This window comes from Limnohabitans sp. 2KL-27 (genome assembly GCF_001269345.1).
Classification (GTDB): domain Bacteria; phylum Pseudomonadota; class Gammaproteobacteria; order Burkholderiales; family Burkholderiaceae_C; genus Limnohabitans_A.
Genome location: NZ_CXOP01000002.1, coordinates 1,437,458 through 1,462,401, shown reverse-complemented (window position 1 = coordinate 1,462,401; position 24,944 = coordinate 1,437,458). Strand labels below are relative to the sequence as shown.

The window sequence follows — 24,944 nt, the reverse complement described above, 5'->3', positions numbered from 1 at the left end:
AAACCCTCGCTGCAGATCGGGCGGGTGGATGGCGAACGCGTCTATGACGGCTCGTGGCGGCAGCTGGGTCGAATTGACGGAGACCGGGTTTACAGTGCCTCAGGCAGCCAGATCGGCCGCATCGACGGCGACCGGCTCTACAGTGCATCGGGTTCGCAGATGGGTCGCATCGACGGCGATCGCCTTTACGACGGCTCGGGCCGCCAGATCGGCCGGGCCGATGGCCTGCGGCGCATGCAGATGATCGTGTTCTTTTATTTCTTCATGTGAGGTGGTGGCTCCCGGCTATGGAGGACTGGCCTGTATGGGGTTCGCTGTCCCGTCTGAATTTGGCCCCCAGACACAAAGCACTTATACTTGCACATATACTTTTCACGCTGGAGCTGAACCATGTCACAAATCACGCTGTATTTGGACGATGCCACCCAAGCCTTGGTCGATGAAGCAGCCAAAGCCAATGGGGTTTCCAAGAGCCGATGGGTGGCGGACATCATCCGCACTTATGCTGCGCACGATTGGCCGCAAGACTGCCTGGCGCTGGCGGGCCGTTTTGCAGACTTCCCACTCCAGGAAGATGCCCCCCACAGCCAGCCCGCCGATGTGCCGCGCCTGATTTTTTGATGGCCGGCCATGTTGATCCTCGACAGCAACACCATCAGCTATTACTTCAGAGGTGACCCGCAGGTGGTGCCTCGCATGCAAGCGGTGAGACCGGGCACGCTCGGCGTTCCGGCCATTGTGGCGTACGAATTGCGCTACGGACTGATGCGCTTACCCCAAGAAGCAGCCGAACCTCGCCTGGCCGCCTTGGCACAATTTTTTCGCCCTTTGCAAATGCTGCCCTTTGATGATGAATGTGCCTTGCAGACCGCCAAAATTCGCATCGCTTTGGAAGCGGCAGGCACGCCCATCGGTCCTCACGATACCTTGATAGCAGCCACTGCCATGCGCCATCAAGCCGCACTCATCACGCGCAATGTGCGCGAGTTTTCTCGGGTAACGGGCCTGCAGTGCATCAACTGGCACGATCCGACTTAACCCAACCATCCCACGCGTTCAAGCGTCCAAAACACCCCCAGCACCACGATGGCCGCTGAGCCTCCAGCCACCACCAACCAGCGGTAAAAGCGGGTGTGGCGCAGCATCCAAGCCACCGGCAAAAAGGCCCCCACGATGGCCAGCTGCCCCAGCTCCACGCCAATGTTGAAGCCGCCCAACGCGGCCAGCAACGCGCTGGCGGGCAGCCCCAGGTCGAGCAGCACGCTGGCAAAGCCGAAACCGTGTACCAGACCGAAAACGAAGGCCAAGCGCCAGCGCTTGAGGGCGCTGAAACCCAGCAAGTTGTTCAGCGCTGCCAGCACCACCGACAGGGCAATGGCCGGCTCCACCAGATCGGCAGGCGGCGTGAGCCAACCCGTGATGGTCAAGCCCAGCGTGATGGAGTGCGCCACCGTGAAGGCCGTGACGACCGCCAGCACGTCCAGCACCACGGGCCGGACCTGTGTGGCCGCTTGCCAATGCACCACCCTTTGGCGCGAAGACTGCAAGGGGGCCAGGACCAAGAGGCTGAGCAGGAAAACGATGTGGTCGATGCCAATCCAGATGTGCCACACGCCTTCGAGGATGTAGCGACCGAAAACTTTCAGCGGGCTGCTGTTGTCGCGGCCGACTTGGGCCTCGGGCCTTTCCGGGCTGAGCAAGGCGCTGGTTGGGTGATCGCCGAAATCCACCTTGAGCAAGCCGCGGTGCAAACTGTCTTGCGAAAAAATCAAGCCATACCGCAGCGCCAGACGGGCATCGGCCGCGTCAGCGGCAGAAGACAGCCCTGGGCAATTCACAAGCCACAGGGCGCTCAGGTAAGTGCCGTCAGCATGCTCGCTGGCTTGCAGATCAGCACGGCCCAAGGCGCACTTTTGGCCCGCTGCCGTGATCGCAATGCCCTGGCCCAGCCAGTCGTTCAACTCGGGGCCTCGTGCCTGAGTCTCACCCCAAGTGACTTGGCCATCGCGGTTGGCGTCCAGGTCAAAAATCAGGTCCAGGTCTCGCAGGTGGACATCGGCCCGCAGCGTCAAGGCCGTACCCGATGTGCTGAGCGTGAGGTAGCTGTTGCTGCTCGAGTGCGCATGGGCCACAGGGGCACTCAGCACGCTGAAACACGCCAAAGCCGCCGCAACAAGCCAGCGCTGTGCCCTCCAGTTTGGGGACAAAAACATCATGGGCGTCCCCCAGCCCAGCTCGGGTGGGACTTGAGCTGCGCCAGCATCGGCGTCAATTGCGGATCGGTGTAACCGGTTGCCGCTGCCCAGTTGACCACGGGCTCGGCAGCCCGAGCTTGGCCCAGCGCCAGCGCAGCCTGCACAAACAAGACCGCATCGGGCGGTTCTTTTTGCAACTGCCAGTTGTCCACCGACAAAGCCAGCCCCGCTTTCAGGTCGCGCCCATAGGCGATTTGGTAAATGAGTTTGGGCCGCTCGATCAAGGCCTCTTGCCGCAGCGCTTGGGACTGAAGCCGAGCCTCGAGTTGGCTGGCCAAGCGGCTTTCGTCGGGGTCTTTCAAGCCGCGACTGGCCAACACGGCCTGCATCAAGAGGGCATCGGTCAGGGTGGTGGTGCTGTTGAGTGCCTTGCCGCTGGCGGCCATGGCGATGGTTTGGGCTTGACGGTACTGGCCTTGCTGGTTGTGCAGATCGGCCAGCGACAAGCGGATCAGGTGCGACCGCGGGCTGGCTTGGAGGCGCTGTCCCCAAACAGCCAGGGCGCGGGCAGGCTGCCCAGCCACACGGTGCGCCTCGCCCAAATGGAAGCCCAACCAGTCTTGCGAGGAGGCGTCTTGGTAGTTGGCGGAGCGAAAGGCCCGGCTCAGCATGTCCACCGCAGGCAAAGGCTGGCCGGTTCGGTACAGCAAGACAGCGCGGTAAACCTGGGCCTCTTCTTGGCCAAACAGCCGGCCCATCTCGTCAATGTCTTTTTGAGCCCCCGCCATATCGGCCAAAAGCAGGTGCAAAGCGAATCGCCAAGACCAAAATTCGGCGCGTGCAGGCTCCAAAGCAATGGCACGGTTGATGTCTTTCAGGCCCTCCTGAAAATCGTGAAAGCCTTGTTTGACCAAGCCCCGCAAAAAATAAGCCTCCGCAGGCAAATCGGCCGCCGTCCACCAGGGCGTCAAAGCCGCTTTGGCCGAGCCATACCAACGCAAATCACCCTCGGACAGACCCAATACAAAAACCGCCCGGGCATAGGCCAAAGCGGTGGGCAACTGTTGAGGCTGTGCGCGCCAGGCTTGGTCCAAAGCCCGCAAAGCATTGGGGCGTCCACTGGCGGCGTGCACCGACGCAGTCAAAACCACCGCAGACTCTGCAGGCTTAAAACGCTCTTGGGCAGGAACGGGCGACACGGCCACCCAGATCCCCAACAGCGCAGTGACGCGCAAGGCTGAAATCGGCGTGAAAGCATCACAGCGGCAGCGGTGGGTTTTGTCCATGGTTTTCATGTGCCTTTGATGCTTGATAGTATGCGTCTATGCGTTGGCTCACACCAGTTCACTGTTTTGGCCCTTTTTTTCAACCTCTCTCCTCCAAGGTGTTTTTATGAAATTCGTGATGACTGCTCTCGTTTCCGCTTTCATGTTGGTGTCCATGCCCGCCTTCGCAGGTGCGCACGGCGGCGGCAAAATGGACGACAAAAAAGTCGACTGCTCCAAGAAAGAAAACGAAAAGAACCCTGCTTGCGTCAAGAAGTAAACTTTCTTGACCTTTAGGCCAAACCCCTTTCGAGGGGTTTTTTTACGAGTTGACCACGATGCATTTTTACGAACCCCACCTGGGCCACGGCCTCAAGCACGACCCTTTCAACGCCATCGTGGGCCCGCGCCCCATTGGCTGGGTGTCCAGCCGCAGCGCCAGCGGCGTGCTGAACCTGGCCCCCTACAGCTTTTTCAGTGCCTTCAACTATGTGCCGCCGGTCATTGGTTTTTCGAGCATTGGGCGCAAGGATTCGCTCAACAACATCGAGGCCACGGGCGAGTTTGTCTGGAACCTGGTCACGCGCGAGTTGGCCGAGGTGATGAACCAGACCTGTGAAGCGGTGCCGCCCGAGGTGAGCGAATTTGATCTGGCGGGCCTGACGCCTGAGGCTTCGAGGGTGGTGGGTGTGCCGCGCGTGGCACAAAGCCCGGTGAGCTTCGAGTGCCGCTGCACGCAAATTTTGCAGCTGCAAGACCTGCAGGGCCAAAAGATCGAAACCTGGATGGTGTTTGGACAGGTGGTGGGCATCCACATCGACGAGCGCCTGCTCAAGGGCGGGGTCTACGACACGGCCCATGCCGGGCACATTTTGCGTGGGGGTGGCGCCGCCGATTACTTCACCATCGGACCCGAGCAGCTGTTCAAGATGTACCGCCCGGAAAGTGGTGCGCGCGACCTGCCCAAGTGAGGCCTTGCTGCGACCCCTGAGCGCACGGGCAGCGCCAGTGGGTGTCACCTGAGGCGCAGGCCGCACGGTCGTTGCTGGGTTAATCTGGCCCTTCCTCCCCAGCTCAGGACTCACACATGACCGCACCACTCACAGGACAAGTCGCATGGATCACCGGCGGAGGCAGCGGCATCGGGCTGGCCGGCGCGATGGCGCTGGCACAAGCCGGAGCGCATGTGGTGATTTCGGGGCGCAACGCCGCCACCAACGCCAGCGCTTTGGCCGCGCTGCAGGCGCTGGGCAGTGCCGAGGCCTTGCTCTTGGACGTGGCCGACAAGCACGCCGTCAAGGCGGCCGCGCAGCAAATTTTGGACAAACATGGGCGCATCGACATTTTGGTGACCAGCGCGGGCACCAATGCCACGCAACGCAATTTCGACGTGGTCACGCCCGAGGCTTGGGACGATGTGGTCGCCATCAACCTGTCGGGCTTGTTTTATTGCGTGCACGCGGTTCTGCCCGCCATGCGCCAGCAGCAAAGCGGCTTGATCATCAACGTGTCGTCGTGGGCGGGGCTGTACGCGTCCAAGCTCACGGGTCCGGCCTACAACGCCACCAAACGCGCTGTGCTGGCCTTGACCGAGTCCATCAACATGGAGGAGTGCACAAATGGCATCCGCGCCACCTCGCTCTTGCCCGGCGAAGTGGCCACGCCCATTCTGGACAAACGGCCCGTGCCGCCGTCTGCCGAGCAGCGCGAGCGCATGGTGCAGGCCGAGGACATGGGCCAGGCCATCTTGTTTGTGGCGCAGATGCCTGAGCGCACCTGCATCAACGAACTGATCATCTCCCCCACCTTCAACCGCTTCTACACCGGCGGGCTGGAAACACCCCCCAAGCGATGAGCCCGGCCCGATGAGCCAGCTATTCAGCGACAGTGCGAAGCACCGCCGCATCGGCATAGCGCTGGTCACCATCACCACCTTGATGTTTGCGGTGCTGGATGCATCGGCCAAGTGGCTGGTGCTCACCTTGCCTGTGATGCAGGTGGTGTGGATGCGCTTTCTCACGCACTCGCTGTTTTCCATCGCGGTGTTTGCCCCGTCGTTCAAAGGCGATTTGCTGCGCTGGCGGCACCCGCGCTTGCAGCTGCTGCGCGGCTTGATGCTGGCGGCCATGACCGCGCTCAATTTCTGGGCCTTGCAGTATTTACAGCTGGCCGAGACCGGGGCCATGCAGTTTTCCGTGCCCATCTTGATTGCCCTGCTGTCGGCTTGGTGGCTGGGCGAGCGGCTGGACGCCAAGCGTTGGCTGGCCATTGCGGTGGGCTTTGCGGGGGTGTTGGTGATCATCCGCCCCGGCAGCCAAGGCTTTCATCCGGCCATTTTGTTGTCCGCACTCAACGCGGTCTTGTATGCCTTGTTCAACATGATGACGCGCTACTTGGCCAGCAGCGAAAACCCGGCGACCACGCAACTGACCTCGGCGGTGGTTGCCACCTTGGTGTTGACGCCTGTGGCGCTGTGGCAATGGCAACAACCGGCCACGCTGCTGGAGTGGTTCGTGATGGCGCTGGCCGGTTTGTGCGGCGGCATTGGCCACTACTTTGTGGCCGTGGCCCACCGCTACGCCTCGGCGGCAGTGCTGGGGCCGTTTTTGTACCAACAGATCATTTACATGACCGTGCTCGGCTGGCTGGTCTTTGGCCAGGTGCCCGACCTGGCTGTGGTGTTGGGTGCCTTGGTGGTGGTGGCCAGCGGTCTGTATTTGCTGTGGCGGGAATTTCAAGGCCAAAGCGAGAAGTGAGCGGCCAAGACAGCCTTCAGTCAGATCGGTGACAGCCCGCCCACAGCCCAGCGCACAAGATGCGTGGCGCGCGTGTTGCGCTTGGGTTGTCATCACAGGAGTCCTGCATGTCCTCTTCTTCCCGCTGGAAACACCGCCCGCCGGGCTCGAACTGGGGCGACTTCGGGCCTGACGACCAATTCGGGCGCATGAACCTGTTGACCCCCGAGAAAGTGCTGCAAGGCATGCAGGAAGTGCGCACGGGGCAAACCTTCAACCTGAGCCTGCCGCTGGATTTTCCGGGTGGCAATGTGCTCAACCCCAGGCGCATGCCCCCTGTCCTGCGCCCCACCCTGCGCGAAGGCAAACCCAATATGAACTACCAACTGCTGTGCGACGACCCGGCCTGCACCGATGTGGTGTGCGACGACCTGGTCATCATGCACTTGCAGTACAGCACCCAGTGGGATAGTTTGGCCCATGTGGGCTCGATGTTCGACGCCGACGGGGACGGCGTGCCCGAGCCGGTCTATTACAACGGCTTTCGCGCAGGCACCGATGTGGTGGGCCCCGGCAGTGGCGCTGGGGCGGGCATTTTTGGTTTTCCCGAGATCGCCCGCGAATCGACCTCGGCGGCCAAAGCCTTAGGCATCGAAAAAATGTCCGAGCGCTGCGTGCAAGGCCGTGCGGTCATGATCGATCTGCATGCCCATCTGGGTCGTGAGCGGGTGCGGGTGGGTTACGACCTGCTGATGGACATCCTGAAAAAAGACCAAGTGGTGGTCGCGCCTGGCGACATGGTGTGCTTGCACACCGGCTTTGCGCAGATGCTGCTGGAGATGAACAAACAGCCCGACCCGCACGCGGTTGAAAATTCGTGTGCGGTGCTGGAGGGGCGCGACGAGCGGCTGCTGCAGTGGATCACCGATTCGGGCTTGGTGGCCCTGATCGCCGACAACTACGCGGTCGAAGGCTTGCCCGCCACGCCCCGGCCCGGCAGTTGTGCAGCGCTGCCCTTGCACGAGCATTGCCTGTTCAAGCTGGGGGTCCATTTGGGCGAAATCTGGCACCTCACCCCGCTGGCCAACTGGCTGCGCGCAGCCCATCGCTCACGCTTTTTACTCACCGCCCCGCCTTTGCGCTTGCCCGGAGCGATTGGCTCACCGGCCACGCCGATTGCCACCGTGTGAGGCCTTACCGCCCCCGGCACCCAGGAGACACCCCATGGTCCATTACTTTGACGAAGCACGCGTCCAGCAACTGCTGAGCGTGCCCGACCTGCTGCAAGGCGTGCGCGAGGCCTTGGTGGCGCTGACGCTGGGTCAAGTGGTCCAGCCGCTGCGCTTGGTCATGCCCATTGGCGAAGCCAGCACCGATGGCCTGCTGTTTTTGAAGCCCGCACAACTGGGCGATGCCCTGAGCACCAAGCTCATCACCCTGGTGCCGGGCAATGCCTCCAAAGGCTTGCCCACGCTGCTGAGCACCATTGTGCTGATGGACCCGGCCACGGGCCAGACGTTGGCGGTGATGGAGGGCAACACCATCACCGCCATGCGCACCGCGGCGGCCTCGGCCGTGGCGGCCGACGCGCTGGTGCCGAGCACCCCGCAGGTGGTGGCCATGCTGGGCAGCGGTGTGCTGGCCCGCAGCCATGCGCACATGCTGCGCGCCGTGCGTGACATTTCCGAGATCCGCGTGTGGAGCCCCAACGCAGCCAACGCGCAGCAATGCGCCCAAGACGTGGGCGGCGTGGCTTGCGCCAGCGCCGAAGCCGCCGTGCGGGGGGCCGACATCGTGTGCACGGTGACCAATGCGAGCGAGCCCGTGCTCCAAGGCGCTTGGCTCAAGCCGGGGGCTTTTGTGGCGGCCGTGGGTGCGCCCCGCCCCACTTGGCGAGAACTGGATGACGCCGCCATGGCCCACTGGGTGGTGGCCGATCAGCGCGAAGCGGCCGAAAAAGAATCGGGCGATGTGCTGCTCTCGGGTGCGCGGGTCGCGGCCGAAATCGGTGAAATTTTGTGTGGCCGTGTCGCGCCGCCACCGGCGGGCACCACCGTCATTTTCAAATCTCTGGGCCAGGCGGTCGAAGACACCGTGGCCGCTCGGCTGGTGTACCGCGCGGCTTTGGCCGAAGGCGCTCGACCATGAGCCAGACCGATGTGGTGATCGTGGGCAGCGGCGTGATGGGCGCGGCCACCGCCTATTGGTTGAGCCGCATGCAGCCCGGCCTGCGCGTGACCCTGGTCGAGTCGGACACGCGCTACGAACAAGCCTCTTCATCGCTGTCGGCCAGCTCGATCCGTCAGCAGTTCACCTGCCCCGTCAACATCCGCCTGAGCCAGTACGGCATCGCGTTTTTGCGCGAAGCTGAGCAGCACTTGGGCCTGCCCGATCACCCGGTGGACCTGGGTTTGCAGGAGCCCGGCTATTTGTACCTGGCCCAGCCCGAACAGGTGGCCGCCCTGCAAACTGCGCACCACATCCAAAAGCAAGCCGGGGCCGACGTGGCCTTGCTGGAGCCCGAGGCCCTGCGCCAGCGCTACCCATGGCTGCATGTGGACGATGTGGCCCTGGGCAACTTGGGCCTGAGCGGTGAGGGCTGGTTTGACGGCCCGGCCTTGCACCAGGCCTTCTTGAAGAAAGCCATGGCGCAAGGCGTGCAGCGCCTGCACGACCGGGTGGTAGGCATGGCGCTCACCGGCTCGCAAGTGACGGCTGTGCGGCTGGCCAGTGGCGCCAGCTTGCCCTGTGGCCAAGTCGTCAATGCGGCGGGCCCTTGGGGCCGCGAAGTGGCGGCCATGGCCGGGGTGCCTTTGCCGATTGAGGCGGCGCGGCGCACCGTGTTTGTGCTGTCCTGCCCCGAGCCGCTGCCGCAGTGCCCCTTGCTCATCGACCCGAGCGGCTGGTGGCTGCGGCCAGAAGGCCGTTTTTTGATCAGCGGCTCTGAGCCCTTGCACACCGAGCCGGGCCTGCCCCTGGAGCCCGACTGGTCCGAATGGAACGACGAACAATGGGCGTCCCTCGCGCACCGCATTCCGGCGCTGGCCGCGCTGCGGGTGGAGCGGGCTTGGGCGGGCTATTACGAGATGAACACCTTCGATCACAACGCCGTGATCGGACCACACCCTGAACTGCACAACCTGTATTTCATCAACGGGTTTTCGGGTCACGGCATGCAGCATGCCGCCGGTGCCGGTTTGGCGCTGGCCGAGTGGATGCTGCAGGGACAATCGCACACCATCGCGGTGGCTGAGCTGGGCTACGAGCGCCTGCTGCACAACAGGCCGCTGCGCGAGTTGCAGGTGATTGGCTAGTCCTGCACGTCTTCTCGGGCTTCGATTTGCAAGCGCTGCACCACCGCGCCCCGGGTGCCCGCCACCGCGCGGATGCGCAAGGCCGGGCCGGCTTCAAGCCGCACGCGACAGTGGTAATCGAGCCCATCGGTCTGGCCCGGGCAGCTGCTGGGAATGCGCCGATGCCATTGCCGCCGGCCGTCGATCTCCAACGTCAAATCGTGCCAAGCGTCGGCGTTGTCCTCGGGGACACGCACCAGCAGGCTGACATCGATGTCAAACGTGCGTGGGCGGTGGAGTGCGCCCGGAATGTTCAGCACAGCCACCGCATCGCCCACCTCGGCGCGCCACAACTCGGGTTTGGCAAGGGCCGCCATCTGGCTCAGGCTTTGAGCAAGGTGTTGAGTTCACCGCTGTCGATCAGGCGGCGCAAGTCATCGGCGCCGCCCACCAAGGTGCCGCGCACAAAAACCATGGGGAACGTGGGCCAGCCTGTCCACATCTTCAGGGCATTGCGCAAACGCCACTGCGAGAAATAGCTGCCAAATTCCATGTACTCGTGCGCCACACCTGCCGCCGCCAGCGCCTTGCGGGCCTTGCCCACAAAGGGGTTGCCCGACAAGCCGACCACCACCACAGGGTGCTGGGCGATGGCGTTTTGCACTTGCTGGATCACCGGCAAGTGGTGCTCGGCAATGCGCTGACGGATGGCCGGGTGGATGGCCGATTCGGCCAAAAGAGGTCGGGTCATGGAGGTCCTTGGTGAGCCGAAAAAAGGTGTACCGAAAAAAATGCCCCTGTTTCAGGCCTGGAGGGCGCTGGCCCCTTCGTGCATGAGTTGCGCGATGTTGGCCGATCTGAGCAACTGCATGGGGCTGTCGTTGGCCAAGTCAACGGCGGCCTGGCTGAAGACGCCCAAGCTCATGCAGGTGCAGGAAAAAGCATCCCGGCTTTCACGGACCGCCAGCAGTTCGCGCAAATGCTCAGCGCCCACGGTGGCGGCTTTCCAGCGTTTGGCACTGACCAAGGTGATGCGGCCATTTTTTTCGATCTGGAAATCGGCCGGACCCTCGTTCAATCGGGTCACCACAAAGCCCTGCTGACGCAGCGCTTCTTCGATCAAGACCGAAAAATCACGCCAACCCATGCTGCGGGCTTGCGCGGTCAGTTCCTCGATGCGGCTGGCCGAAATGGCGTCTTTTTGTCGCCAAGCGGCCATGACACCGATCACAAAAAATGGAAAGGCACCCAGCATGCCCGCTGTTTTGTAGGCCTCAGGCAGCAAGGCACCGGCCACCAGGGCCACACCAAACATCACCAAAAAGCTCACCCACCAAGGGGCGCGTAACAAAGTCGCAAAGAGCGACTTTTCGGACATTTTGAATTTCATGGGCAATCAAAGAAGAACAAGGGGTGAAAGGCCAGACCGTGTCGAAAAGCGGCGAGCCTCAATCCAAGGCTCGCCAGTGTAGTGGCTCCAACATCCCAACCCCAAAAGTCACGGAAAAGCCCCCTGCGTTTCCCGTCATCCAAGGGATGCGCCTTTGGGTGACCGGCTCGTCGTCCATTGGTGAATCAACACGGGGACCATCAACGCCACACCCAGCAAACTGATTTTCAGGCCCGGCGCAATCAGGCACAGGGCACCGATGGCGCACAGCGCGCGTTCCCATCGATTCATCACGGTCATCAGGTAACCGCTGAGCGCCGCAGCCAAGGCCACGATGCCCAGCACACAGCCTGTGAAGGTGACGGCAAAGTCGGCCCAAGTGAAGCCCTTGGCCACCAACAGCAAGGAGGGCGAGAACACGAATACAAAGGGCACCAGCACTTTGGCCAGCCCCAAGCGGAACGCCGTGTTGCCGGTTTTGAACGGGTCACCGCCGGCCATGCCCGCCGCCGCATAAGCGGCCAGCGCCACGGGCGGTGTGATATCGGCCAGCACGCCGTAATAAAACACAAAGAAGTGCGCAACCAGTGGCTCCACCCCCAGCTGCACCAAAGTGGGTGCGGCCACGGTGACCATGATGATGTAGTTGGCCGTCGTCGGAATGCCGCAGCCCATCAAAATACAAACGATGCCGGTCATGAACAGCGCCGCCAGCAGGGTCAAGGACTTGCTGTCGGCCATGAAGGCGGGCAACCAGTCCATCAAGAAAGCCGAGATCATCTGCGCCCAACCGGTGATGATGAAGCTGATCTTGAAGCCAACGCCCGTGAGCGTGACCACGCCAATCACAATGCCCACGGTGGCCGCAGCAGCGCCCACCGCCAGCGCGTATTTGGCCCCGGTTTCAAAGGCCTCCAGCAGCACGGCATTGTCTATGCGCCCCACCAGGCCCATCCACTTTTGCCCAGCCCAAATCAGGGCCACGCCCAGCGCCAAAAATCCCAGCTTGATGGCCTCGCCATCGCTGCCCCAGTCCACAAACGTCACCAGCGCCAGAAGCACATGCAGCACCACCAGCAAAACCCAGTTGGTCCTGTGGTTGCCCCACACGGTGGTGCTCAGGCCCACGATGATGCAAGAGGTGATCCCGGTGAAAGCCGCCAAATAAGGCGTGCGGCCCGACACCAAAATGGCAATCAGCAAGGCCAAAGGAATCAGGGTCGGCCAGCGCTGACGGAAAGACTCGCGCAAATTGGGCATTTCCTCCTCAGTCAGGCCGCGCAAGCCGTAGCGCTTGGCCTCGAAATGCACCTGCATGAACACGCCAAAGAAATGCATGAAAGCCGGTACGACAGCGGCCGCGATGATGGTCTGGTAGGACACATTCAAAAACTCGACCATCAAAAATGCCGCTGCGCCCAACACGGGGGGCGTGATCTGCCCACCGGTCGATGACGCGGCTTCTACCGCGCCCGCAAATTCGCGCTTGTAACCGACCCGGATCATGGCCGGTATGGTGAGCGAGCCCACCGTGACCGCATTGGCCACCGACGACCCGCTGAGCGTGCCAAACATGGCCGAGCCAAACACGCTCACTTTGGCGGGACCCCCTGCGTAACGCCCGGCCACGGTGGAGGCGATGTCCAGAAACAACTGCCCCAAACCAATGCGCGTGGCCAGCACGCCAAACAGCACAAAATGAAACACATAGGTGGCCACCACGCCCACGGCCACGCCATAAATGCCTTGGCTGGTCAGGTACTGGTGGTTGATCATCTGACTCCAACTGGCGCCCGCATGCTTGAGCAGGCCCGGAAAATACGGCCCGGTCAGGGCATAAGCCGTAAAGCCCAGCGCAATCAAAGGCAAGGGCCAGCCCATGGAGCGGCGGGTGGCTTCGAGCAAGGTCAGGAACAGGACCGAGCCCATGACCACGTCCATCGTGTCCGGGTTGCCCACCCGAAAAGCCAAGTCGTCAAACACATAGGGGATGTACATGACACTGGCCGCACAGGCCAGGCCCAGCAGCCAGTCGATCAGTGGCACACCGCCAATGCTCAGGCGGCTTTTGGACACGGTGGACTCCGCGTCAGATTTTGTGGCGGCAAACACCAGAAAAATCAGCCCCAGCACAAAGGCCAGGTGAACACCCCGGTGGGTGGTCTCGCGCAGCAAGCCAAAACCCGCCGTGTAGTAATGGAAACCCGACAGGATGATGAGCAGCCATTTCACGATCACCGTCGCTGGCGGCAGCGTGGGCCGAAAGCGCATTTCGGGGTCGAACTTTTCTTCCAGTTCCTGCAAATTGCGCACATTGCGCTCAAGGGCTTCGGCCATCACTGTCCTTCACAACACAAGGTCCTTGGGGCCTTGTTCACAACACACAGGGCGCCGTAGCGCCCTGTTCAAACATCATGGCCCACAACTGGGCCCCTACAAAAAGGTTGGCAATCAGGCCCGTGTGAACGACACACTGGGCCTGATGCGCCCCACTCACTTGAGCAGACCGGCTTCCTTGTAGAACTTCTCAGCACCGGGGTGGAAAGGAATGCCCACCCCCTTGACCGCGTTCTCCTTGGTGATGAACTTGCCTTTGGCGTGGCCAGCAGCCAGGGTGTCCTGAGCGGCTTTGCCATACAGGGCCTTGGTGATCTGGTACACGGTTTCGGTATCGGCCTTGGCGCTGGTCACCCACTGGGCGCCCATGGCCATGGTCTGCACGGCGGGCACGTCCTTGTAAGTGCCAGCAGCGATCGTGTCTACCGCCAGATACGGATTGGTCTTGCGCAGGGCATCGGCCTGGGGGCCTGCCAAAGGCACCAACTCGATGCCCGTGCCGCTCGATGCCAATTCGGCAATCGCGCCCGCAGGTGCACCGCCCACAAAGAAGAAAGCATCGAGCGCGCCGTCTTTGAGCTTGTCACCGGCCTGATTGGGCTTGATGTACTCGGGCTTGATGTCGCTTTCCTTCACGCCATAAGCGGCCAACACAATGCGGGCATTGACCAAGGTGCCAGAACCTGGCTCGTCCAAGGCCACGCGTTTGCCTTTGAGGTCGGCCACGGACTTGATGCCCGAGCCCTTTTTGACCACCAAGTGAATGCTCTCGGGGTACAGGTTGGCGATCATGCGCAGGTCTGTGACCTTGGGCTTGCCCTCGTACACGCCGGTGCCGGTGTAAGCCCAGGTGGCCACGTCCGACTGCGAGAATCCCGACTCCAAAGCACCACCGGCCACACCGTTGACGTTGGCCACCGAGCCGTTGGTGGCTTGGGCAGTGGCGACGATCTTGCCGGGCTGGCTCACCGCGTTGGCGATCATGCCGCCCACGGGGTAATAGGTGCCCGCGGTACCACCGGTACCAATTCGGAAGAATTGCTGTGCATGCACGGGGGCGGCCATGGCGGCAGCCAAACTCAAGACCCAAAACAGTTGACGACGCTTCATGTAATACCTCTTGAAAGAGTGGAAAAATCAGACCCTACTGTGTAGCACAACTTGCGCCTGAATTGACCTTCAAAGCGGGCCGCTCAGGGTAGACTCTCATATCGATGCCCCTAATGACAAGCTGCGATCCACTTGCACAAAGGTCGCGTTTCAATGCACAAAGGAAAACCATGCATGTTTGCGTATTGGGCGCTGGCATCATCGGCCTGAGCACCGCTTACGAATTGACCCAAAGAGGTCATCAGGTCACCGTGATCGACCGTGCCGCCCCGGCCGCTGGTGCCAGCGGCGGCAATGGCGCTCAGCTGAGCTACTCTTATGTTCAGCCTTTGGCCGACCCCGGCATCTGGGCACAACTGCCCAAATTGCTGTTGTCACCTTCTTCTGCACTCAAGATCAGGCCTCAATGGGACACCCGCCAATGGGCTTGGGTCTGGCAATTTCTGCACGCTTGCAATGCACAACAATCGCACAAGACCACGGCTGAATTGCTGACCTTGGCCGCGCAGAGTCGGCAGGTGTTTGATGCACTGCGCCAGCGAGAAAACATCGATGTCGACTACACCGCCTCCGGCAAACTGGTGTTGTTTCGCACCGAAGCCACATTTGCGGCGGCACGTCAGCAGATGCTGCTGCAACAGCAATTGGGGGGGGAGAGCCAGCGGGCTGTGACCGCATCTGAGGCGTGCGCCATCGAACCCGCCCTGGCACACCAGCAAAACGATTTCACGGGCGCCATCTACACCGACAGCGAATGCGCCGCCGATTGCAAAAAAGTCTGCGAAGCATTGGCGGCCATTCTCAAGGCAAGAGGCGCTGCCTTGCGTTGGGGGCAGGCCTTCAGACAATGGGTATCTGCGGGCGATCGGCTGGCGGCCGTCCAACTGGACAATGGCGATGAGGTGGTCGCGGATGCATTTGTGCTGTGCACAGGCCACACAGCACCTGCGCTGGCCGCCTCTTTGGATGTGGAATTGCCGATCTATCCGCTCAAGGGTTACAGCATCACCGTGCCCACCGATGGCACAGGCCTGGCCCCCAAGGTGAACATCACCGACAGCGCCCGCAAGATTGTGTTCTCGCGCTTGGGTCAACGGCTGCGGGCCGCTGGCATGGTCGAATTGGTGGGTCAGGACGCCAGCGTCCAGCGCCGCCAAATTGAAACCCTCCAGCAAGCCACCCAAGCCCTTTTTCCGGACTGCTCGCGTTATACCGACATCCAACCTTGGGCCGGCATGCGCCCGGCCACCCCCACGGGTCTGCCCATCGTTGGGCATCAGGGCGGTCCCCGCAATTTATTCATCAACGCAGGGCAAGGCGCTTTGGGCTTCACACTGGCTTTTGGCTCGGCAACGCAGTTGGCGAACACCCTCTGCTGAAGCACAGGCCCACGCTACAAGCCCGTGCTACAGTGAAATACACGCATTGAGGAAGGCACTTTTCATGTCACACACCCACGATCCCATGGCCCCGTCGCCCTCGTCCGGCCAGACGCCCACCGACTGGAAACACGACGGTGTGCGCGTGGTGCCGGGGGACCAATTGGATGGCAATGTGCCCTCCACACCGGGCATGGACCGCAAAGCCGCCATCAACTTTGCCCGCGTGGGGGCCCAAAAACTCTGGGCTGGCACCGTGCACATCCACCCCAACGCCAAAACCGGGGCGCACCACCATGGGCCCTTGGAAAGTGTGATCTATGTGGTCAAGGGCCGCGCCCGCATGCGCTGGGGCAATGCACTGGAGTTCACCGCCGAAGCCGGACCTGGCGATTTCATTTATGTGCCGCCCTATGTGCCACACCAGGAAATCAATGCCAGCGCAGACGAAACGCTGGAATGCGTACTGTGCCGCAGCGATGGCCAGGCTGTCGCGGTCAACATGGACATCGAACCTGCTGAAAAACCCGAAACGGTGCTCTGGATTGACCCCACGCACCCACAAGGCGGCGTTTAAACACGGCGCCTCCCGCTGAAACACGCCCCTTCGCCAGATCGTCGTCAAACACCCAAAGCCTGCGCCGAGCCCGAGGTTTCAACACAGGGCCCCAACGCATCGCTGCACAGCGAAGCACCCGTCAAGCGTTCGAGCTCCCGTTCTCCACAGGCCAGGCGATGACTTCTCGCTGTTCCACGGTTTTGGGGGGGCCTGCACTGTGACGCCAAAAGTCATGCGCCCCAGAAGGCTTCACGGGCCTGCTGCGCGGTGCAGAGGCTGCGGCCCAGCACGCGGGCCGAGTCGGCCACCTGACGGACCAGCGCCGCGTTGTCGGGGGCGACTTGCCCGTTGTTGAGCAAGAGGTTGTTCTCAAAACCCACCCGCACATGACCGCCCAGTGCGGCGGCGGTGGTGGCGCAGGCGTGCTCGCCCGCACCAAAGGCGCACATGGACCACGGCTCGTTGCCGGTGTGGGCCATGACAAAAGGCAACAGGTCTTGGGGCTCGGAGGTTTGCCCCACCGAATAACGGCCCAGCACGAACAAGAGCGACCAGGGTGCATCCGGGATCACCCCTTGCGCACGCAGGGCTTGCCAGCGCTGCAAATCGGCCACGTCATAGACGATGACCTGGGTCATCACGCGCTCTTTGGCCAACCAGCCAAAAAATTGGGCAAGGCCTGCGTCGCCAATTTCAGGCTGGTCCACTTCGCGCAGGCCCACCGACACGGCTTCGGGCTTGAGGGTGGTGACCATGGCGATTTGTTCGGGCGCTTTGTAAACGCGCGCCGCTTCGCTGGTGACTTGGATGATCATCGCATCGCCCACCGCCTGCTTGACCGCTTGCTGGGCGTCGCGGTAGCCCTGCACGTCCAGGCTGTGTCGGCCTTGCGCGTCGCGGATGTGCATGTGGATCATGGCCGCACCGGCATCCAGGCACAGCTTGGCGGTTTGGCCCAGCTCAGACGCCGTGATGGGCAAAGCCGGGTGGTCGGGCCGCTGCTTGTAGGCGCCGTTGGGCGCGACGGTGATCAACAGGGGATGCGGGAAAACAGCCATGGGGAAGCCTTTGATGAATCAATCGTGAGGGTTGAGGGGCGGCAGCTCCGCGGCGAGCAAATCCAAGCCTTGGCGCAGCAGGCGATCGTAGCGTTCGCGCTCGGCTTGTTGGGTCTCGGGCGTCCAGCTGAAAAAGCCCTGCCCGGTCTTCATGCCCAGGTCACCCCGGGCAACGCGCTCTTGCAGCACGCGCGCAGGCTCGGCATTCACGGCCAGGCTGGGGTACATGCTGGCCGCCGCCGCCGTGTGCACCTCCAGCCCCGCATGGTCGCGCTGCATGACCGGGCCTGCGGCCAGAAAGCGGAAGCCAAAACCAAAGCGCACGGCCGCGTCCACATCTTCGGGCGTGGCCACACCTTCGTCGATCAGGGCAAAGGCTTCACGCGCCAAGGCATGCTGCATGCGGTTGGCCAAAAAGCCCGGCTTGTCCTTGCGCACCAAGACCGGCACGCTGCCGCAGCCACGCATGAAGTCGCACAACTGCTCGGCCTCTTGCACATGGGACTGGGGGCCCAGCACCACCTCGACCAGCGGCACCAAATGAGCGGGCATGAAAAAGTGCAAACCCAGCATGCGCTCGGCCGTGGGCAGGCCTTGGGCGATGGCGCTGATCGGGAAACTGGAGCTGTTGCTGCACAGCAGCGTGTCGGGCGCGGCCAGCGGCGCCAGTTGCGCGAACAAGGCCTGTTTGAGGGGCAATTTTTCCGGGATGCATTCGATCAACAGACTCACCCCCGACCACGTCACCTCGGCCAAATCTGCCACGGCATGCACGCGCTCGCTGCGGTGGGCCATGCCCAGCAGCGCCAGGTTGTGGCGCACATGGGCGCCCAGCGCATGGCGCTTGGCCGCATCGGGTTCGACCACGGTGACCTGGCAGCCGCCACGGGCCAGCACGATGGCCACGTCCATGCCCATGGTGCCGCCGCCCACCACCACGGTGCGCGCTTGAGAAGGGTGTGAAGAAATCATGAATCGGGGTCGCCGTGAGTCAAGGTGCGCTGAGTCTAGAAAGCGCCAAGGCTTTCGTCCAGCCGTTTCTTGCACCTGGACAGCGCCGACGCAGGCCCAATTGGCCCCGGCCACTGAACACCCGCTCCCAAAGCACCTCACGTGCATGTCGTTTGGCCCGCTCTGGCATGATCGAACGCATCTGCCCCAGCACAACAGAACGCACCGTGAACGGGCAGCCCAACACTGGACGACATGCGTGAAAAAAACTGACCCTCACTCCGGCCTGGCCGCTTCTTTGTCAGAGGCTGACGTGTCGGGCATCATCGCCATGGCCTGGCAGGACGACACCCCGTTTGAAGCGATTGCCTTGCAGTTTGGCTTGTCCGAGCCCGAGGTCATCGCCTTGATGCGGGCGCAACTGAAAACCCGCTCGTTCCGGGTCTGGCGCATGCGGGTGCGGGGCCGAGTGGCCAAACATCTGGCCTTGCAGCAGGGCCGACCACCGCGCCAAGGCAGCGCTGAAGGCTTCGCAGGATCGGCTGCAGCCCTCGCGCGGCAGGGTGCGCAGACGCCCGAGGACTTTCCGCTGCCACCCTCACCCATCACGCGCCAGTCCCTGGGTTGACGGCCATCAGGCCCTTTTTTGAAGCCCTGCCGCATGGGGGGGGTGCTGTGCCTCGTCCCGACGGGCATGGGCCTGAAAGGTCGAGGCCTCAGGGGCAGACGGCCAGGCGTGCTGCAGCCCAGCCGTCGGGTTTTCAAAACCCGAAGGCTCAGGCAGGATCGACTGCAGCACGTTCAGCACATTTTGCAGACGCGGGTCGTGGGTCTGGGCATCGTCGGTGGTGTCGTTGATGCAGAAAAACTCGAGCGAACCGAAGTCGGCCACGAGCGCTTGCAACTGCTGGTTCTGGTCGGCCTCGCCTGTGGACACATAGCGATGGCGGTAAGGCCGGATGCTCGCCACCCCATGCGCCAGGGCCCAACGCAACACAAAGTCCGACACGATGGTGGGTTTGTCCCAACTGCGGAACACGGTCGAGCGGACAGCGGCAAACAACTCCGGGGCGGTGCTCTCGAGCTCCAGCAGGATCGACTTGAGCATGGGCCGAGGCGAATGCGCAAAGGTGCGGAAGGTGCTTTGGTACAAGGGGTCTTGCTCGCGCAACGCGGGCGTGCCCGAGCGGGCTTTTTCGGTGAGCCACTGGATCGACAGGCGGCAGGCGTTTTCGAGCGAGGTGGCGTCCATGCGCATGGCCTCGTCCGTGACCACCGGGTCGTCAGACCAGGTCACATGAAAACCACCCGGGTGAAACCAGTCATCGAGCCGCACCGGCGCACCGAAGAACACGTCGTCGTTGAAATAAAAGTAGCGCTCGGACAGCCCCGCAATGTGGTGGATCCAGGACTCGATGTGCCCGGAGTCAAAGGTGGGCAAAGACGCCTCGGGCATGAGCTCGCGGTGATCCACCAGCGTCAGGCGGTCCGAGGGGCGCAACCAATCGGGCGCCTGCGCGTCGGTGACGATGTAGACATGGCCGTGATCGGGGAAAAATTTCTCCAGCGCACGCAGGCTGTAACGCAGCTCGTGGTTGTCCCGAAAGCGCCCTTCCACATTGCTGTAGCGGGCCATGGCGGCGCTGGAATCGCTGGGGAGTTGCTGCAGGGCCGCTTGGCGCTTGGCGCGCCAGTTTGAATCGTTCCCGTCAACCCACAAGTAAACGATGTCGATGGACGAGTCGTAGGGCATGTCTGCGTTGGTTTTTTGAAGTCGCTGAGTCTAGCAGTGGGTCTGCGCGGGCGTTTTTTATACCCGCCCGGGTCTGAGGGCCACTGCACAGACAGGTCAGGGAGGGTGTGAATGGCCGCCTCCCCTCACCTGGTCCGGCCCCAGACAACAGCCGGTGGGCATTCAAGCGTCCAGGTGCACCGAGAGCAGGCCGGTCCAGTCGGTGGTGTAAGCGGTGGTCTTGTGCTCTTGCCGCATCGCCCACAACTTGATCGCCCTTGGTGCCCCCGCACTGGCCAGCTTCAGGGTGCCGCGCCCATAACGCTGGTTCATGGCGTCCATCGCCGCCATCAGCCGGATGCGGTTTTCGGGCATGGTCTCGTCAAAGTCCAGCGTGAGTTGTTCGCGGGTGGCCGGTTGCAGGTCCATCAGCATCACGCCCGCCTTCGCGTATTTGAAGCCCGGGCGGTAGAGGCGTTTCACGATGGCGTTCGCGGCCTGGGTGATGTGGGCGCTGTCGCTGGTGGGGCTGGGCAAGGGGATGCTGGCGCTGCGGCTGTATTGGGGGTCTTGTTGCCGGAAGGGGCTGGTGCGGATGAAGGCCATGATGTGGCCCGTGTGGCTGCCTTGTCGGCGCAGTTTTTCGGCGGCGCGGCAGGCGAATTCGGTGATGGCTTCTTGCAGTTCGATCAGCTCGGTCACCGGGTGGCCAAAGCTTCGGGTGCAGGCGATTTGTTGTTTGGCCGGTGGTTCGTCCTCGAATTCGATGCAGGGCGTGCCGCCGAGTTCACGCACGGTTTTTTCCAGCACCACCGACCAGCCCGCTTTGGCTGCGGCCGGGCTCATGCCTTGCAAGTCCAGCGCGGTGTGGATGCCTTGGGCCCTGAGTTGTGCGCCGATGCGGGGGCCGACACCCCACACCTCGCCCACCTCGGTGGCGGCCAGCAGGGCCTGGAGTTCTTGGGGGCTGCACGCGCCCAGGTGGCAAATTTGCGCATGGTGCGCCGGGTAGCTGCCGGGTTTGCGTTCGGCGCTTTTGGCGATGGCGTTGGCCAATTTGGCGAGGGTTTTGGTGGGGCCGATGCCGATGCAGGTCGGGATGCCGATCCACTGGTGAATGCGCCCGCGGATGGTGCGGGCACGCCGCACCAGGTCGCCAGGGATACCGCTCAGGTCCACAAAGCTTTCGTCGATGGAGTAGACCTCTTGTGTGTGGCCCAGGCCGGCGGCCAGGCTCATCATGCGGTCGCTCATGTCGCCGTACAGCGCAAAGTTGGCCGACAGGGCGATCAGGCCGGCGTCGCGCTCGAGCGCGCGCAGCTGGAAGTACGGCGCGCCCATCTTGATGCCCAGGGCTTTGGCTTCGTCACTGCGGGCAATGGCGCAGCCGTCGTTGTTGGAGAGGACGACGAGCGGGCGGTTTTGCAGCCAGGGCTGGAAGACGCGTTCGCAGCTGCAGTAGAAGTTGTTGCCGTCGATGAGGGCCAGCATGGGTTGGGGCAGGGACATGAAATACTGTACAAATGAACAGTATACAGACGATGCCTACCCCCAAACCCCCTGACTTAGACGTTTGAGCGGCTGCAGGCGGCTTGCGTACGGTAAGAGACTGATGCTGCTACGATGAATTTGATTCAATGCACCTTCTCCAACACCGTCTTGTCCCATGATGCGCTGGCTTTTCTCTCTCATATCTCCCCTCTTTTTCCTTTTTTGTGGAGCCGCCATGGCCGTTGAAGAACCGCGTTACACCGTGCTCGTCTCAGACCCGCCTTTTGAGGTGCGGCGCTACGCCGCCTTCACGGTGGCCCAAACGCAAATCCAGGGGGACTTTGACGCCGCCAGCCGCAGCGGCTTTCGGCGCATTGCGTCCTACATCTTTGGCGATAACGTGCAAGCCGGGCTGGGTGCGCAGCGGAAAATTTCCATGACCGCACCCGTCACCGTGGTGCCCGACGACCAAGGTTGGCGCGTGCATTTTGTGATGCCGTCCGCCGAAAACATGCAGACCCTGCCCCAACCGCTCAACCCGGACATCCAGCTGCGCCCCGTGCCCGAGCACGAGACGGTGGCGGTGCGCTTTGGCGGCTTCACCACGCAAGCGAGCATCCAGGAGCAGACCGAGCGCCTGCGGGCTTGGGCGCAGGCGCGCCAACTCAAGCTCAGCCCCAAAGCCCAAATCGCCCGCTACGACGATCCCTTCACCCTGCCGTGGAACCGGCGCAACGAAATCCTGATCGACCTGATGCCCTGAAAGCGACCGGGATCAATCGCCCGGTGCGTCCTGCGGCGCTGGCCGCCTGTTGTAGCCTTGGGGGAATGGTCACAACAGTCTTTCAGCCGTGACGGGGCGCATTCGCAAAAAACGCATTCAAGCCCAGCTTGAAGCCCTGCCCGCACCGCGCAGCGATACCGTGCTGTGCCCGCTGTGCGCGCGGCCCATTCCGCCCAGCCAACAAGACGCGCACCATTTGGTGCCCAAGTCACACGGGGGCGCGCACACCGTAGTGCTGCACCGCATTTGCCACCGCCAAATTCATGCACTGTTCACCGAAACCGAATTGGCCCGCACCTATGCCACGGTCGAAGCTTTGAAGCAGCCCGAAGAGATGACCCGCTTCATCCGTTGGGTGCAAACCAAACCCGACGCATTTTTTGAAAAAAGCCGCAAGAGCCAACGGCTCCAAAACCGGCGTTGAACCCTGCCCACCACCATGCCTTTATCCATGCCCACACTGCCCACGACCAGTCGGATCCGGTGCGTGCAGGCAGCGGCTCTTTGGGCGTGCGTTCGGTGGTGGACGGCGCGCAACTGCAGCGCATGCGAGACAACGCGCTCAGGGCGTGAGCCACTCCCAGGTGTTGGCGCTCAGCTGCGCCCGGCGATGCCCGTCGCGCGACAATTCCAGCCAGTCCATCTGAAGCACCTGCGCACGCAGCAAAGCCAAGTTGTGCGTTGGCGCGGGAGCGTTCGCCTTGGTTGCATCTGCCGTGCCACTGTCTGGTGGCAACACCGCGCCCGGCGGCCATGGTGACAAATAATCGCCCGCAGCCGCTGACTGGCTGACGCCTTGCCAAAGCGTATCGACCTCTGGGCCAGAGGTGATGACCGAGCAAGTCGCCCGCACCCGCAATTGCCAGCTCAAACGCGCACTCCAAAACACCAGCATCGCTGAGGCTTGAGCCTGCAATTGAGCCACTTTGGGGCTGCGGCTGTCGGTGTAAAAAGTCAGTTGGGCGGCCACCGCGTCCACCTGCCGCAGCACCACGGTGCGGGCATCGGGCAAGCCGTCTGCATCGGCACAGGCCAGCACGGGCGTGCGCCATTCATGGTGTCGGTCCAGACTGGCCCGGGCCAGCTCTTTCCAAATTTGCGAGCGGATGTCCTCGGGCGTTTGCAGGTGGATTTTCATGATGCTGGGCTTAGGTTGCGTTGGGTGAGGACTTCAACCGAATGGTCTGACGTGTCGTTCGGGCTCACAACAACACCATCTCCACACTTCCCGTGAGCACCGGGCGGCACAAAATCTTGTAGCCGTCGGCGTCAAAATGGGCGGCCACTTGGCTGGCCGACTGGCTCAGTTGGCGGGCCGCTTCGGCGCTGGGGGCGCTGCCCAGATAGCACCAGTGCTTCACAACGTGGATTTGTGTGAGTTCGCCATCGCGCTCGACCAAACCCACCGCACCCGGGTAAGGCCAGCATTCCACGCGCAGCGCCAGCAGGCTGCTGAACAGGCGTTCGCGGTGCGCATCGGGGGTTTCGTCGCCCCGGCACACACCGACGCATTGGCGAATGGCGGCCCTGAAGCAAGCTTTGCCGGTGGGTAATTTTTCGAGGCCCAGCGGGCCGTAGCACAGTTTGTTTTGGTCGGCGATGGCGCGCAGCGCACCGAGTGCGGCGTGGCGGCTGGCGTACAGACCGTACAGCTCGGGCTGGCTGGCAAAGTCGATGTCCCGCGCGTAGACCACTTGCGGCACCTCGCCCGTCAGTTGCAGGCTGCACAGCTGTGGGTTGCGGCGCAGTTTTTGGTTGAACAAGGGGTGCTGGGCCTTGATCATTTGCGCCTCCAGCAGCAACGCGCCGATCTCGCCCGCCGTGCGGATGTGGCTGATGCGCTGAGTTTGGCGCAGCATGCGCGCCTCGTCGGGTGTGCGCAGGTGCGACAGCAGTCGCGCGCGGATGTTGATGCTTTTGCCGATGTACAGCGGCAAGTCACCTTCCTCGCCATGAAAAATGTAAACGCCCGCCCCGGTGGGCGCGTCTTCGATGGCGCCCCGCAGGTGCTGGGGGTATTCGTAGACGCGCTCGGCCTCAAAGTCGTCGCGGCGGTGGCGTGGGGAGATGCTGGCCATGTCAGATCAGGTGGCGTGTTGGTGGATGGTGGCCACGACCACACCCCAGATGTCCACGCTTTGGCCGTCTTTGGGCACGATGTCGGGGTAGTCGGGGTGGGCCGCTTGCAGACGCAGGCCCTGGGCGTTCAAGCGCAAGGTTTTGCAAGTGAAGTCGCCATCGACCACGGCCAGCACGATCTGGCCATCGGCTGGGGTGATGGCGCGGTCCACCAGCACCACCGAGCCGTCCAGGATGCCCGCATCGCGCATGCTTTCGCCACGCACCCGGATGTAAAACGTGGCCTGCGGGTGTTTGACCAGCTGCTGCATGAGGTCGATGCGCTCGACCTGGTGGTCCTCGGCGGGCGACGGAAAGCCCGCGGCGATGCTGGCGGGCAAGGCCTGCAGCCACCAGTTTCCGGGGGGCAGGGCTTGGGGGGTGTCTGGGGCATGCATGGTGTGGGGGGTCTCAAATACTGTTTATATTTACAGTATACTGGCACGGTCATGCTTCTTGCAGTTGCCTGACATTTTTGTTGATTTACGCCCCAGGCTTTGCGGCTTGGGGCGTTTTTTTACGCCCCGGTCTGTGACGCACCTTGTGC

General features: G+C 62.6%; 30 protein-coding genes. 16 read left to right on the top strand and 14 right to left on the bottom strand.

Going from position 1 to position 24,944, the window contains the following annotated elements; translation table 11 throughout:
- Positions 1–24: 24 nt before the first annotated feature.
- The 3 genes from LHAB_RS09890 (at position 25) to LHAB_RS09880 (ending at position 1,038) form a co-directional block, all read left to right on the top strand.
- Entirely contained in the window at positions 25–270 is a 246-nt protein-coding gene (locus LHAB_RS09890; protein ID WP_090045851.1) for a 5-fold beta-flower protein, read from the top strand.
- A 120-nt stretch (positions 271–390) separates the two neighbouring features.
- The gene (locus LHAB_RS09885) at positions 391–621 is read left to right on the top strand and encodes a ribbon-helix-helix domain-containing protein (RefSeq protein WP_090045850.1); all 231 of its coding nucleotides are present in this window, start codon (positions 391–393) and stop codon (positions 619–621) included.
- 9 nt (positions 622–630) lie between these two features.
- A complete protein-coding gene (locus LHAB_RS09880) occupies positions 631–1,038 on the top strand; it encodes a type II toxin-antitoxin system VapC family toxin (RefSeq protein ID WP_090045848.1) in 408 nt (135 codons plus the stop codon).
- Here the strand turns inward: LHAB_RS09880 and LHAB_RS09875 are convergent.
- Both LHAB_RS09875 and LHAB_RS09870 read right to left on the bottom strand, forming a co-directional pair.
- Complete coding sequence (locus tag LHAB_RS09875; RefSeq protein WP_090045847.1) at positions 1,035–2,216, bottom strand: HupE/UreJ family protein; 1,182 nt, start codon at positions 2,214–2,216, stop codon at positions 1,035–1,037. The two genes, LHAB_RS09880 and LHAB_RS09875, sit on opposite strands and share 4 nt — an antisense overlap.
- Complete coding sequence (locus LHAB_RS09870) at positions 2,213–3,481, bottom strand: tetratricopeptide repeat protein (protein WP_194943150.1); 1,269 nt, start codon at positions 3,479–3,481, stop codon at positions 2,213–2,215. Before LHAB_RS09870 ends, LHAB_RS09875 begins: the two co-directional genes overlap by 4 nt.
- A 118-nt stretch (positions 3,482–3,599) precedes the next feature.
- Between LHAB_RS09870 and LHAB_RS14675 the strand changes: the two genes are divergently transcribed.
- The 7 genes from LHAB_RS14675 to LHAB_RS09840 all read left to right on the top strand — a co-directional run bounded on the left by LHAB_RS14675 (position 3,600) and on the right by LHAB_RS09840 (position 9,509).
- A complete protein-coding gene (locus tag LHAB_RS14675; RefSeq protein WP_158268698.1) occupies positions 3,600–3,740 on the top strand; it encodes a hypothetical protein in 141 nt (46 codons plus the stop codon).
- A gap of 58 nt (positions 3,741–3,798) precedes the next feature.
- Positions 3,799–4,431, top strand: coding sequence for a flavin reductase family protein (locus LHAB_RS09865; RefSeq protein ID WP_090045843.1), 633 nt, complete (start codon positions 3,799–3,801; stop codon positions 4,429–4,431).
- 116 nt (positions 4,432–4,547) lie between these two features.
- Complete coding sequence (locus LHAB_RS09860) at positions 4,548–5,315, top strand: SDR family oxidoreductase (protein WP_090045842.1); 768 nt, start codon at positions 4,548–4,550, stop codon at positions 5,313–5,315.
- Between the two features lie 10 nt (positions 5,316–5,325).
- The gene (locus tag LHAB_RS09855; protein WP_090045840.1) at positions 5,326–6,216 is read left to right on the top strand and encodes a DMT family transporter; all 891 of its coding nucleotides are present in this window, start codon (positions 5,326–5,328) and stop codon (positions 6,214–6,216) included.
- A 107-nt stretch (positions 6,217–6,323) separates the two neighbouring features.
- Positions 6,324–7,385, top strand: coding sequence for a cyclase family protein (locus LHAB_RS09850; protein ID WP_090045838.1), 1,062 nt, complete (start codon positions 6,324–6,326; stop codon positions 7,383–7,385).
- A 34-nt stretch (positions 7,386–7,419) separates the two neighbouring features.
- Positions 7,420–8,343, top strand: a complete 924-nt coding sequence (locus LHAB_RS09845) for an ornithine cyclodeaminase family protein (protein WP_090045837.1) — start codon at positions 7,420–7,422, stop codon at positions 8,341–8,343.
- Positions 8,340–9,509 (top strand): NAD(P)/FAD-dependent oxidoreductase, encoded by a 1,170-nt coding sequence (locus LHAB_RS09840; protein ID WP_090045835.1) that lies wholly within the window; start codon positions 8,340–8,342, stop codon positions 9,507–9,509. Before LHAB_RS09845 ends, LHAB_RS09840 begins: the two co-directional genes overlap by 4 nt.
- Here LHAB_RS09840 and LHAB_RS09835 read toward each other — a convergent pair.
- From LHAB_RS09835 to LHAB_RS09815, 5 genes are all read right to left on the bottom strand, one after another.
- Positions 9,506–9,865 carry a hypothetical protein gene (locus LHAB_RS09835; RefSeq protein ID WP_090045834.1) on the bottom strand — a complete coding sequence of 120 codons (360 nt, stop codon included), beginning with the start codon at positions 9,863–9,865 and terminating at the stop codon, positions 9,506–9,508. The two genes, LHAB_RS09840 and LHAB_RS09835, sit on opposite strands and share 4 nt — an antisense overlap.
- Before the next feature lie 5 nt (positions 9,866–9,870).
- The gene (locus LHAB_RS09830) at positions 9,871–10,239 is read right to left on the bottom strand and encodes a glutaredoxin domain-containing protein (RefSeq protein ID WP_090045832.1); all 369 of its coding nucleotides are present in this window, start codon (positions 10,237–10,239) and stop codon (positions 9,871–9,873) included.
- 51 nt (positions 10,240–10,290) lie between these two features.
- Positions 10,291–10,878: a restriction endonuclease gene (locus LHAB_RS09825; RefSeq protein WP_090045831.1), complete on the bottom strand. Its 588-nt coding sequence runs from the start codon at positions 10,876–10,878 to the stop codon at positions 10,291–10,293.
- Between the two features lie 135 nt (positions 10,879–11,013).
- Positions 11,014–13,215 carry a TRAP transporter permease gene (locus LHAB_RS09820; RefSeq protein ID WP_090045830.1) on the bottom strand — a complete coding sequence of 734 codons (2,202 nt, stop codon included), beginning with the start codon at positions 13,213–13,215 and terminating at the stop codon, positions 11,014–11,016.
- 156 nt (positions 13,216–13,371) lie between these two features.
- Positions 13,372–14,325 carry a TAXI family TRAP transporter solute-binding subunit gene (locus LHAB_RS09815; protein ID WP_090045827.1) on the bottom strand — a complete coding sequence of 318 codons (954 nt, stop codon included), beginning with the start codon at positions 14,323–14,325 and terminating at the stop codon, positions 13,372–13,374.
- A 170-nt stretch (positions 14,326–14,495) separates the two neighbouring features.
- Here LHAB_RS09815 and LHAB_RS09810 point away from each other — a divergent pair, with 170 nt between their 5' ends.
- Together LHAB_RS09810 and LHAB_RS09805 are read left to right on the top strand one after the other, a co-directional pair.
- Entirely contained in the window at positions 14,496–15,704 is a 1,209-nt protein-coding gene (locus tag LHAB_RS09810) for a D-amino acid dehydrogenase (RefSeq protein WP_090045825.1), read from the top strand.
- 64 nt (positions 15,705–15,768) lie between these two features.
- The gene (locus tag LHAB_RS09805; protein ID WP_228763406.1) at positions 15,769–16,281 is read left to right on the top strand and encodes a cupin domain-containing protein; all 513 of its coding nucleotides are present in this window, start codon (positions 15,769–15,771) and stop codon (positions 16,279–16,281) included.
- A 212-nt stretch (positions 16,282–16,493) separates the two neighbouring features.
- Here LHAB_RS09805 and LHAB_RS09800 read toward each other — a convergent pair whose 3' ends face one another.
- Entirely contained in the window at positions 16,494–17,321 is an 828-nt protein-coding gene (locus LHAB_RS09800; protein WP_090045822.1) for a beta-keto acid cleavage family enzyme, read from the bottom strand.
- An 18-nt stretch (positions 17,322–17,339) separates the two neighbouring features.
- On the bottom strand, positions 17,340–18,293 hold the full coding sequence (locus LHAB_RS09795) for a 3-hydroxyacyl-CoA dehydrogenase family protein (RefSeq protein ID WP_090045821.1): 954 nt from the start codon (positions 18,291–18,293) through the stop codon (positions 17,340–17,342).
- Between the two features lie 238 nt (positions 18,294–18,531).
- Here LHAB_RS09795 and LHAB_RS09790 point away from each other — a divergent pair, with 238 nt between their 5' ends.
- Positions 18,532–18,900, top strand: a complete 369-nt coding sequence (locus LHAB_RS09790; RefSeq protein WP_228763405.1) for a TIGR03643 family protein — start codon at positions 18,532–18,534, stop codon at positions 18,898–18,900.
- Between the two features lie 6 nt (positions 18,901–18,906).
- Here the strand turns inward: LHAB_RS09790 and LHAB_RS09785 are convergent, their stop codons facing one another.
- The gene (locus LHAB_RS09785; RefSeq protein WP_090045818.1) at positions 18,907–20,025 is read right to left on the bottom strand and encodes a stealth family protein; all 1,119 of its coding nucleotides are present in this window, start codon (positions 20,023–20,025) and stop codon (positions 18,907–18,909) included.
- A gap of 162 nt (positions 20,026–20,187) precedes the next feature.
- Entirely contained in the window at positions 20,188–21,495 is a 1,308-nt protein-coding gene (locus tag LHAB_RS09780; RefSeq protein WP_090047878.1) for a Y-family DNA polymerase, read from the bottom strand.
- Positions 21,496–21,730: 235 nt separating this feature from the next.
- Between LHAB_RS09780 and LHAB_RS09775 the strand changes: the two genes are divergently transcribed.
- The 3 genes from LHAB_RS09775 to LHAB_RS14670 all read left to right on the top strand — a co-directional run bounded on the left by LHAB_RS09775 (position 21,731) and on the right by LHAB_RS14670 (position 22,852).
- Positions 21,731–22,258 (top strand): SOUL family heme-binding protein, encoded by a 528-nt coding sequence (locus tag LHAB_RS09775; protein WP_194943149.1) that lies wholly within the window; start codon positions 21,731–21,733, stop codon positions 22,256–22,258.
- Positions 22,259–22,346: 88 nt separating this feature from the next.
- A complete protein-coding gene (locus LHAB_RS09770) occupies positions 22,347–22,703 on the top strand; it encodes an HNH endonuclease (protein ID WP_194943148.1) in 357 nt (118 codons plus the stop codon).
- Positions 22,700–22,852 carry a hypothetical protein gene (locus LHAB_RS14670; RefSeq protein WP_194943147.1) on the top strand — a complete coding sequence of 51 codons (153 nt, stop codon included), beginning with the start codon at positions 22,700–22,702 and terminating at the stop codon, positions 22,850–22,852. The genes LHAB_RS09770 and LHAB_RS14670 overlap by 4 nt, the downstream gene beginning before the upstream one ends.
- Here LHAB_RS14670 and LHAB_RS09765 read toward each other — a convergent pair.
- From LHAB_RS09765 to LHAB_RS09755, 3 genes are all read right to left on the bottom strand, one after another.
- Entirely contained in the window at positions 22,842–23,417 is a 576-nt protein-coding gene (locus LHAB_RS09765) for a pyridoxamine 5'-phosphate oxidase family protein (RefSeq protein ID WP_090045814.1), read from the bottom strand. The two genes, LHAB_RS14670 and LHAB_RS09765, sit on opposite strands and share 11 nt — an antisense overlap.
- Before the next feature lie 64 nt (positions 23,418–23,481).
- A complete protein-coding gene (gene cho / locus LHAB_RS09760; protein ID WP_090045813.1) occupies positions 23,482–24,357 on the bottom strand; it encodes an excinuclease Cho in 876 nt (291 codons plus the stop codon).
- Between the two features lie 6 nt (positions 24,358–24,363).
- The gene (locus LHAB_RS09755) at positions 24,364–24,795 is read right to left on the bottom strand and encodes a LexA family protein (RefSeq protein ID WP_090045811.1); all 432 of its coding nucleotides are present in this window, start codon (positions 24,793–24,795) and stop codon (positions 24,364–24,366) included.
- Between the last annotated feature and the right edge of the window lie 149 nt (positions 24,796–24,944).

Bases quoted from the DNA above. Each gene is read 5' to 3' on its own strand.
- LHAB_RS09885 (WP_090045850.1), top strand. From the start codon at position 391: ATGTCACAAATCACGCTGTATTTGGACGATGCCACCCAAGCCTTGGTC.
- LHAB_RS09880 (WP_090045848.1), top strand. From the start codon at position 631: ATGTTGATCCTCGACAGCAACACCATCAGCTATTACTTCAGAGGTGAC.
- LHAB_RS14675 (WP_158268698.1), top strand. From the start codon at position 3,600: ATGACTGCTCTCGTTTCCGCTTTCATGTTGGTGTCCATGCCCGCCTTC.
- LHAB_RS09855 (WP_090045840.1), top strand. From the start codon at position 5,326: ATGAGCCAGCTATTCAGCGACAGTGCGAAGCACCGCCGCATCGGCATA.
- LHAB_RS09820 (WP_090045830.1), bottom strand. From the start codon at position 13,215: ATGGCCGAAGCCCTTGAGCGCAATGTGCGCAATTTGCAGGAACTGGAA.
- LHAB_RS09795 (WP_090045821.1), bottom strand. From the start codon at position 18,293: ATGATTTCTTCACACCCTTCTCAAGCGCGCACCGTGGTGGTGGGCGGC.
- LHAB_RS09835 (WP_090045834.1), bottom strand. From the start codon at position 9,865: ATGGCGGCCCTTGCCAAACCCGAGTTGTGGCGCGCCGAGGTGGGCGAT.
- LHAB_RS09830 (WP_090045832.1), bottom strand. From the start codon at position 10,239: ATGACCCGACCTCTTTTGGCCGAATCGGCCATCCACCCGGCCATCCGT.
- LHAB_RS09810 (WP_090045825.1), top strand. From the start codon at position 14,496: ATGCATGTTTGCGTATTGGGCGCTGGCATCATCGGCCTGAGCACCGCT.
- LHAB_RS09765 (WP_090045814.1), bottom strand. From the start codon at position 23,417: ATGAAAATCCACCTGCAAACGCCCGAGGACATCCGCTCGCAAATTTGG.
- LHAB_RS09850 (WP_090045838.1), top strand. From the start codon at position 6,324: ATGTCCTCTTCTTCCCGCTGGAAACACCGCCCGCCGGGCTCGAACTGG.
- LHAB_RS09865 (WP_090045843.1), top strand. From the start codon at position 3,799: ATGCATTTTTACGAACCCCACCTGGGCCACGGCCTCAAGCACGACCCT.
- LHAB_RS09840 (WP_090045835.1), top strand. From the start codon at position 8,340: ATGAGCCAGACCGATGTGGTGATCGTGGGCAGCGGCGTGATGGGCGCG.
- LHAB_RS09870 (WP_194943150.1), bottom strand. From the start codon at position 3,481: ATGGACAAAACCCACCGCTGCCGCTGTGATGCTTTCACGCCGATTTCA.
- LHAB_RS09755 (WP_090045811.1), bottom strand. From the start codon at position 24,795: ATGCATGCCCCAGACACCCCCCAAGCCCTGCCCCCCGGAAACTGGTGG.
- LHAB_RS09875 (WP_090045847.1), bottom strand. From the start codon at position 2,216: ATGATGTTTTTGTCCCCAAACTGGAGGGCACAGCGCTGGCTTGTTGCG.
- LHAB_RS09785 (WP_090045818.1), bottom strand. From the start codon at position 20,025: ATGCCCTACGACTCGTCCATCGACATCGTTTACTTGTGGGTTGACGGG.
- LHAB_RS09825 (WP_090045831.1), bottom strand. From the start codon at position 10,878: ATGAAATTCAAAATGTCCGAAAAGTCGCTCTTTGCGACTTTGTTACGC.
- LHAB_RS09860 (WP_090045842.1), top strand. From the start codon at position 4,548: ATGACCGCACCACTCACAGGACAAGTCGCATGGATCACCGGCGGAGGC.
- LHAB_RS09800 (WP_090045822.1), bottom strand. From the start codon at position 17,321: ATGGCTGTTTTCCCGCATCCCCTGTTGATCACCGTCGCGCCCAACGGC.
- LHAB_RS09815 (WP_090045827.1), bottom strand. From the start codon at position 14,325: ATGAAGCGTCGTCAACTGTTTTGGGTCTTGAGTTTGGCTGCCGCCATG.
- LHAB_RS09775 (WP_194943149.1), top strand. From the start codon at position 21,731: ATGGCCGTTGAAGAACCGCGTTACACCGTGCTCGTCTCAGACCCGCCT.
- cho (WP_090045813.1), bottom strand. From the start codon at position 24,357: ATGGCCAGCATCTCCCCACGCCACCGCCGCGACGACTTTGAGGCCGAG.
- LHAB_RS09805 (WP_228763406.1), top strand. From the start codon at position 15,769: ATGTCACACACCCACGATCCCATGGCCCCGTCGCCCTCGTCCGGCCAG.
- LHAB_RS09845 (WP_090045837.1), top strand. From the start codon at position 7,420: ATGGTCCATTACTTTGACGAAGCACGCGTCCAGCAACTGCTGAGCGTG.
- LHAB_RS09780 (WP_090047878.1), bottom strand. From the start codon at position 21,495: ATGCTGGCCCTCATCGACGGCAACAACTTCTACTGCAGCTGCGAACGC.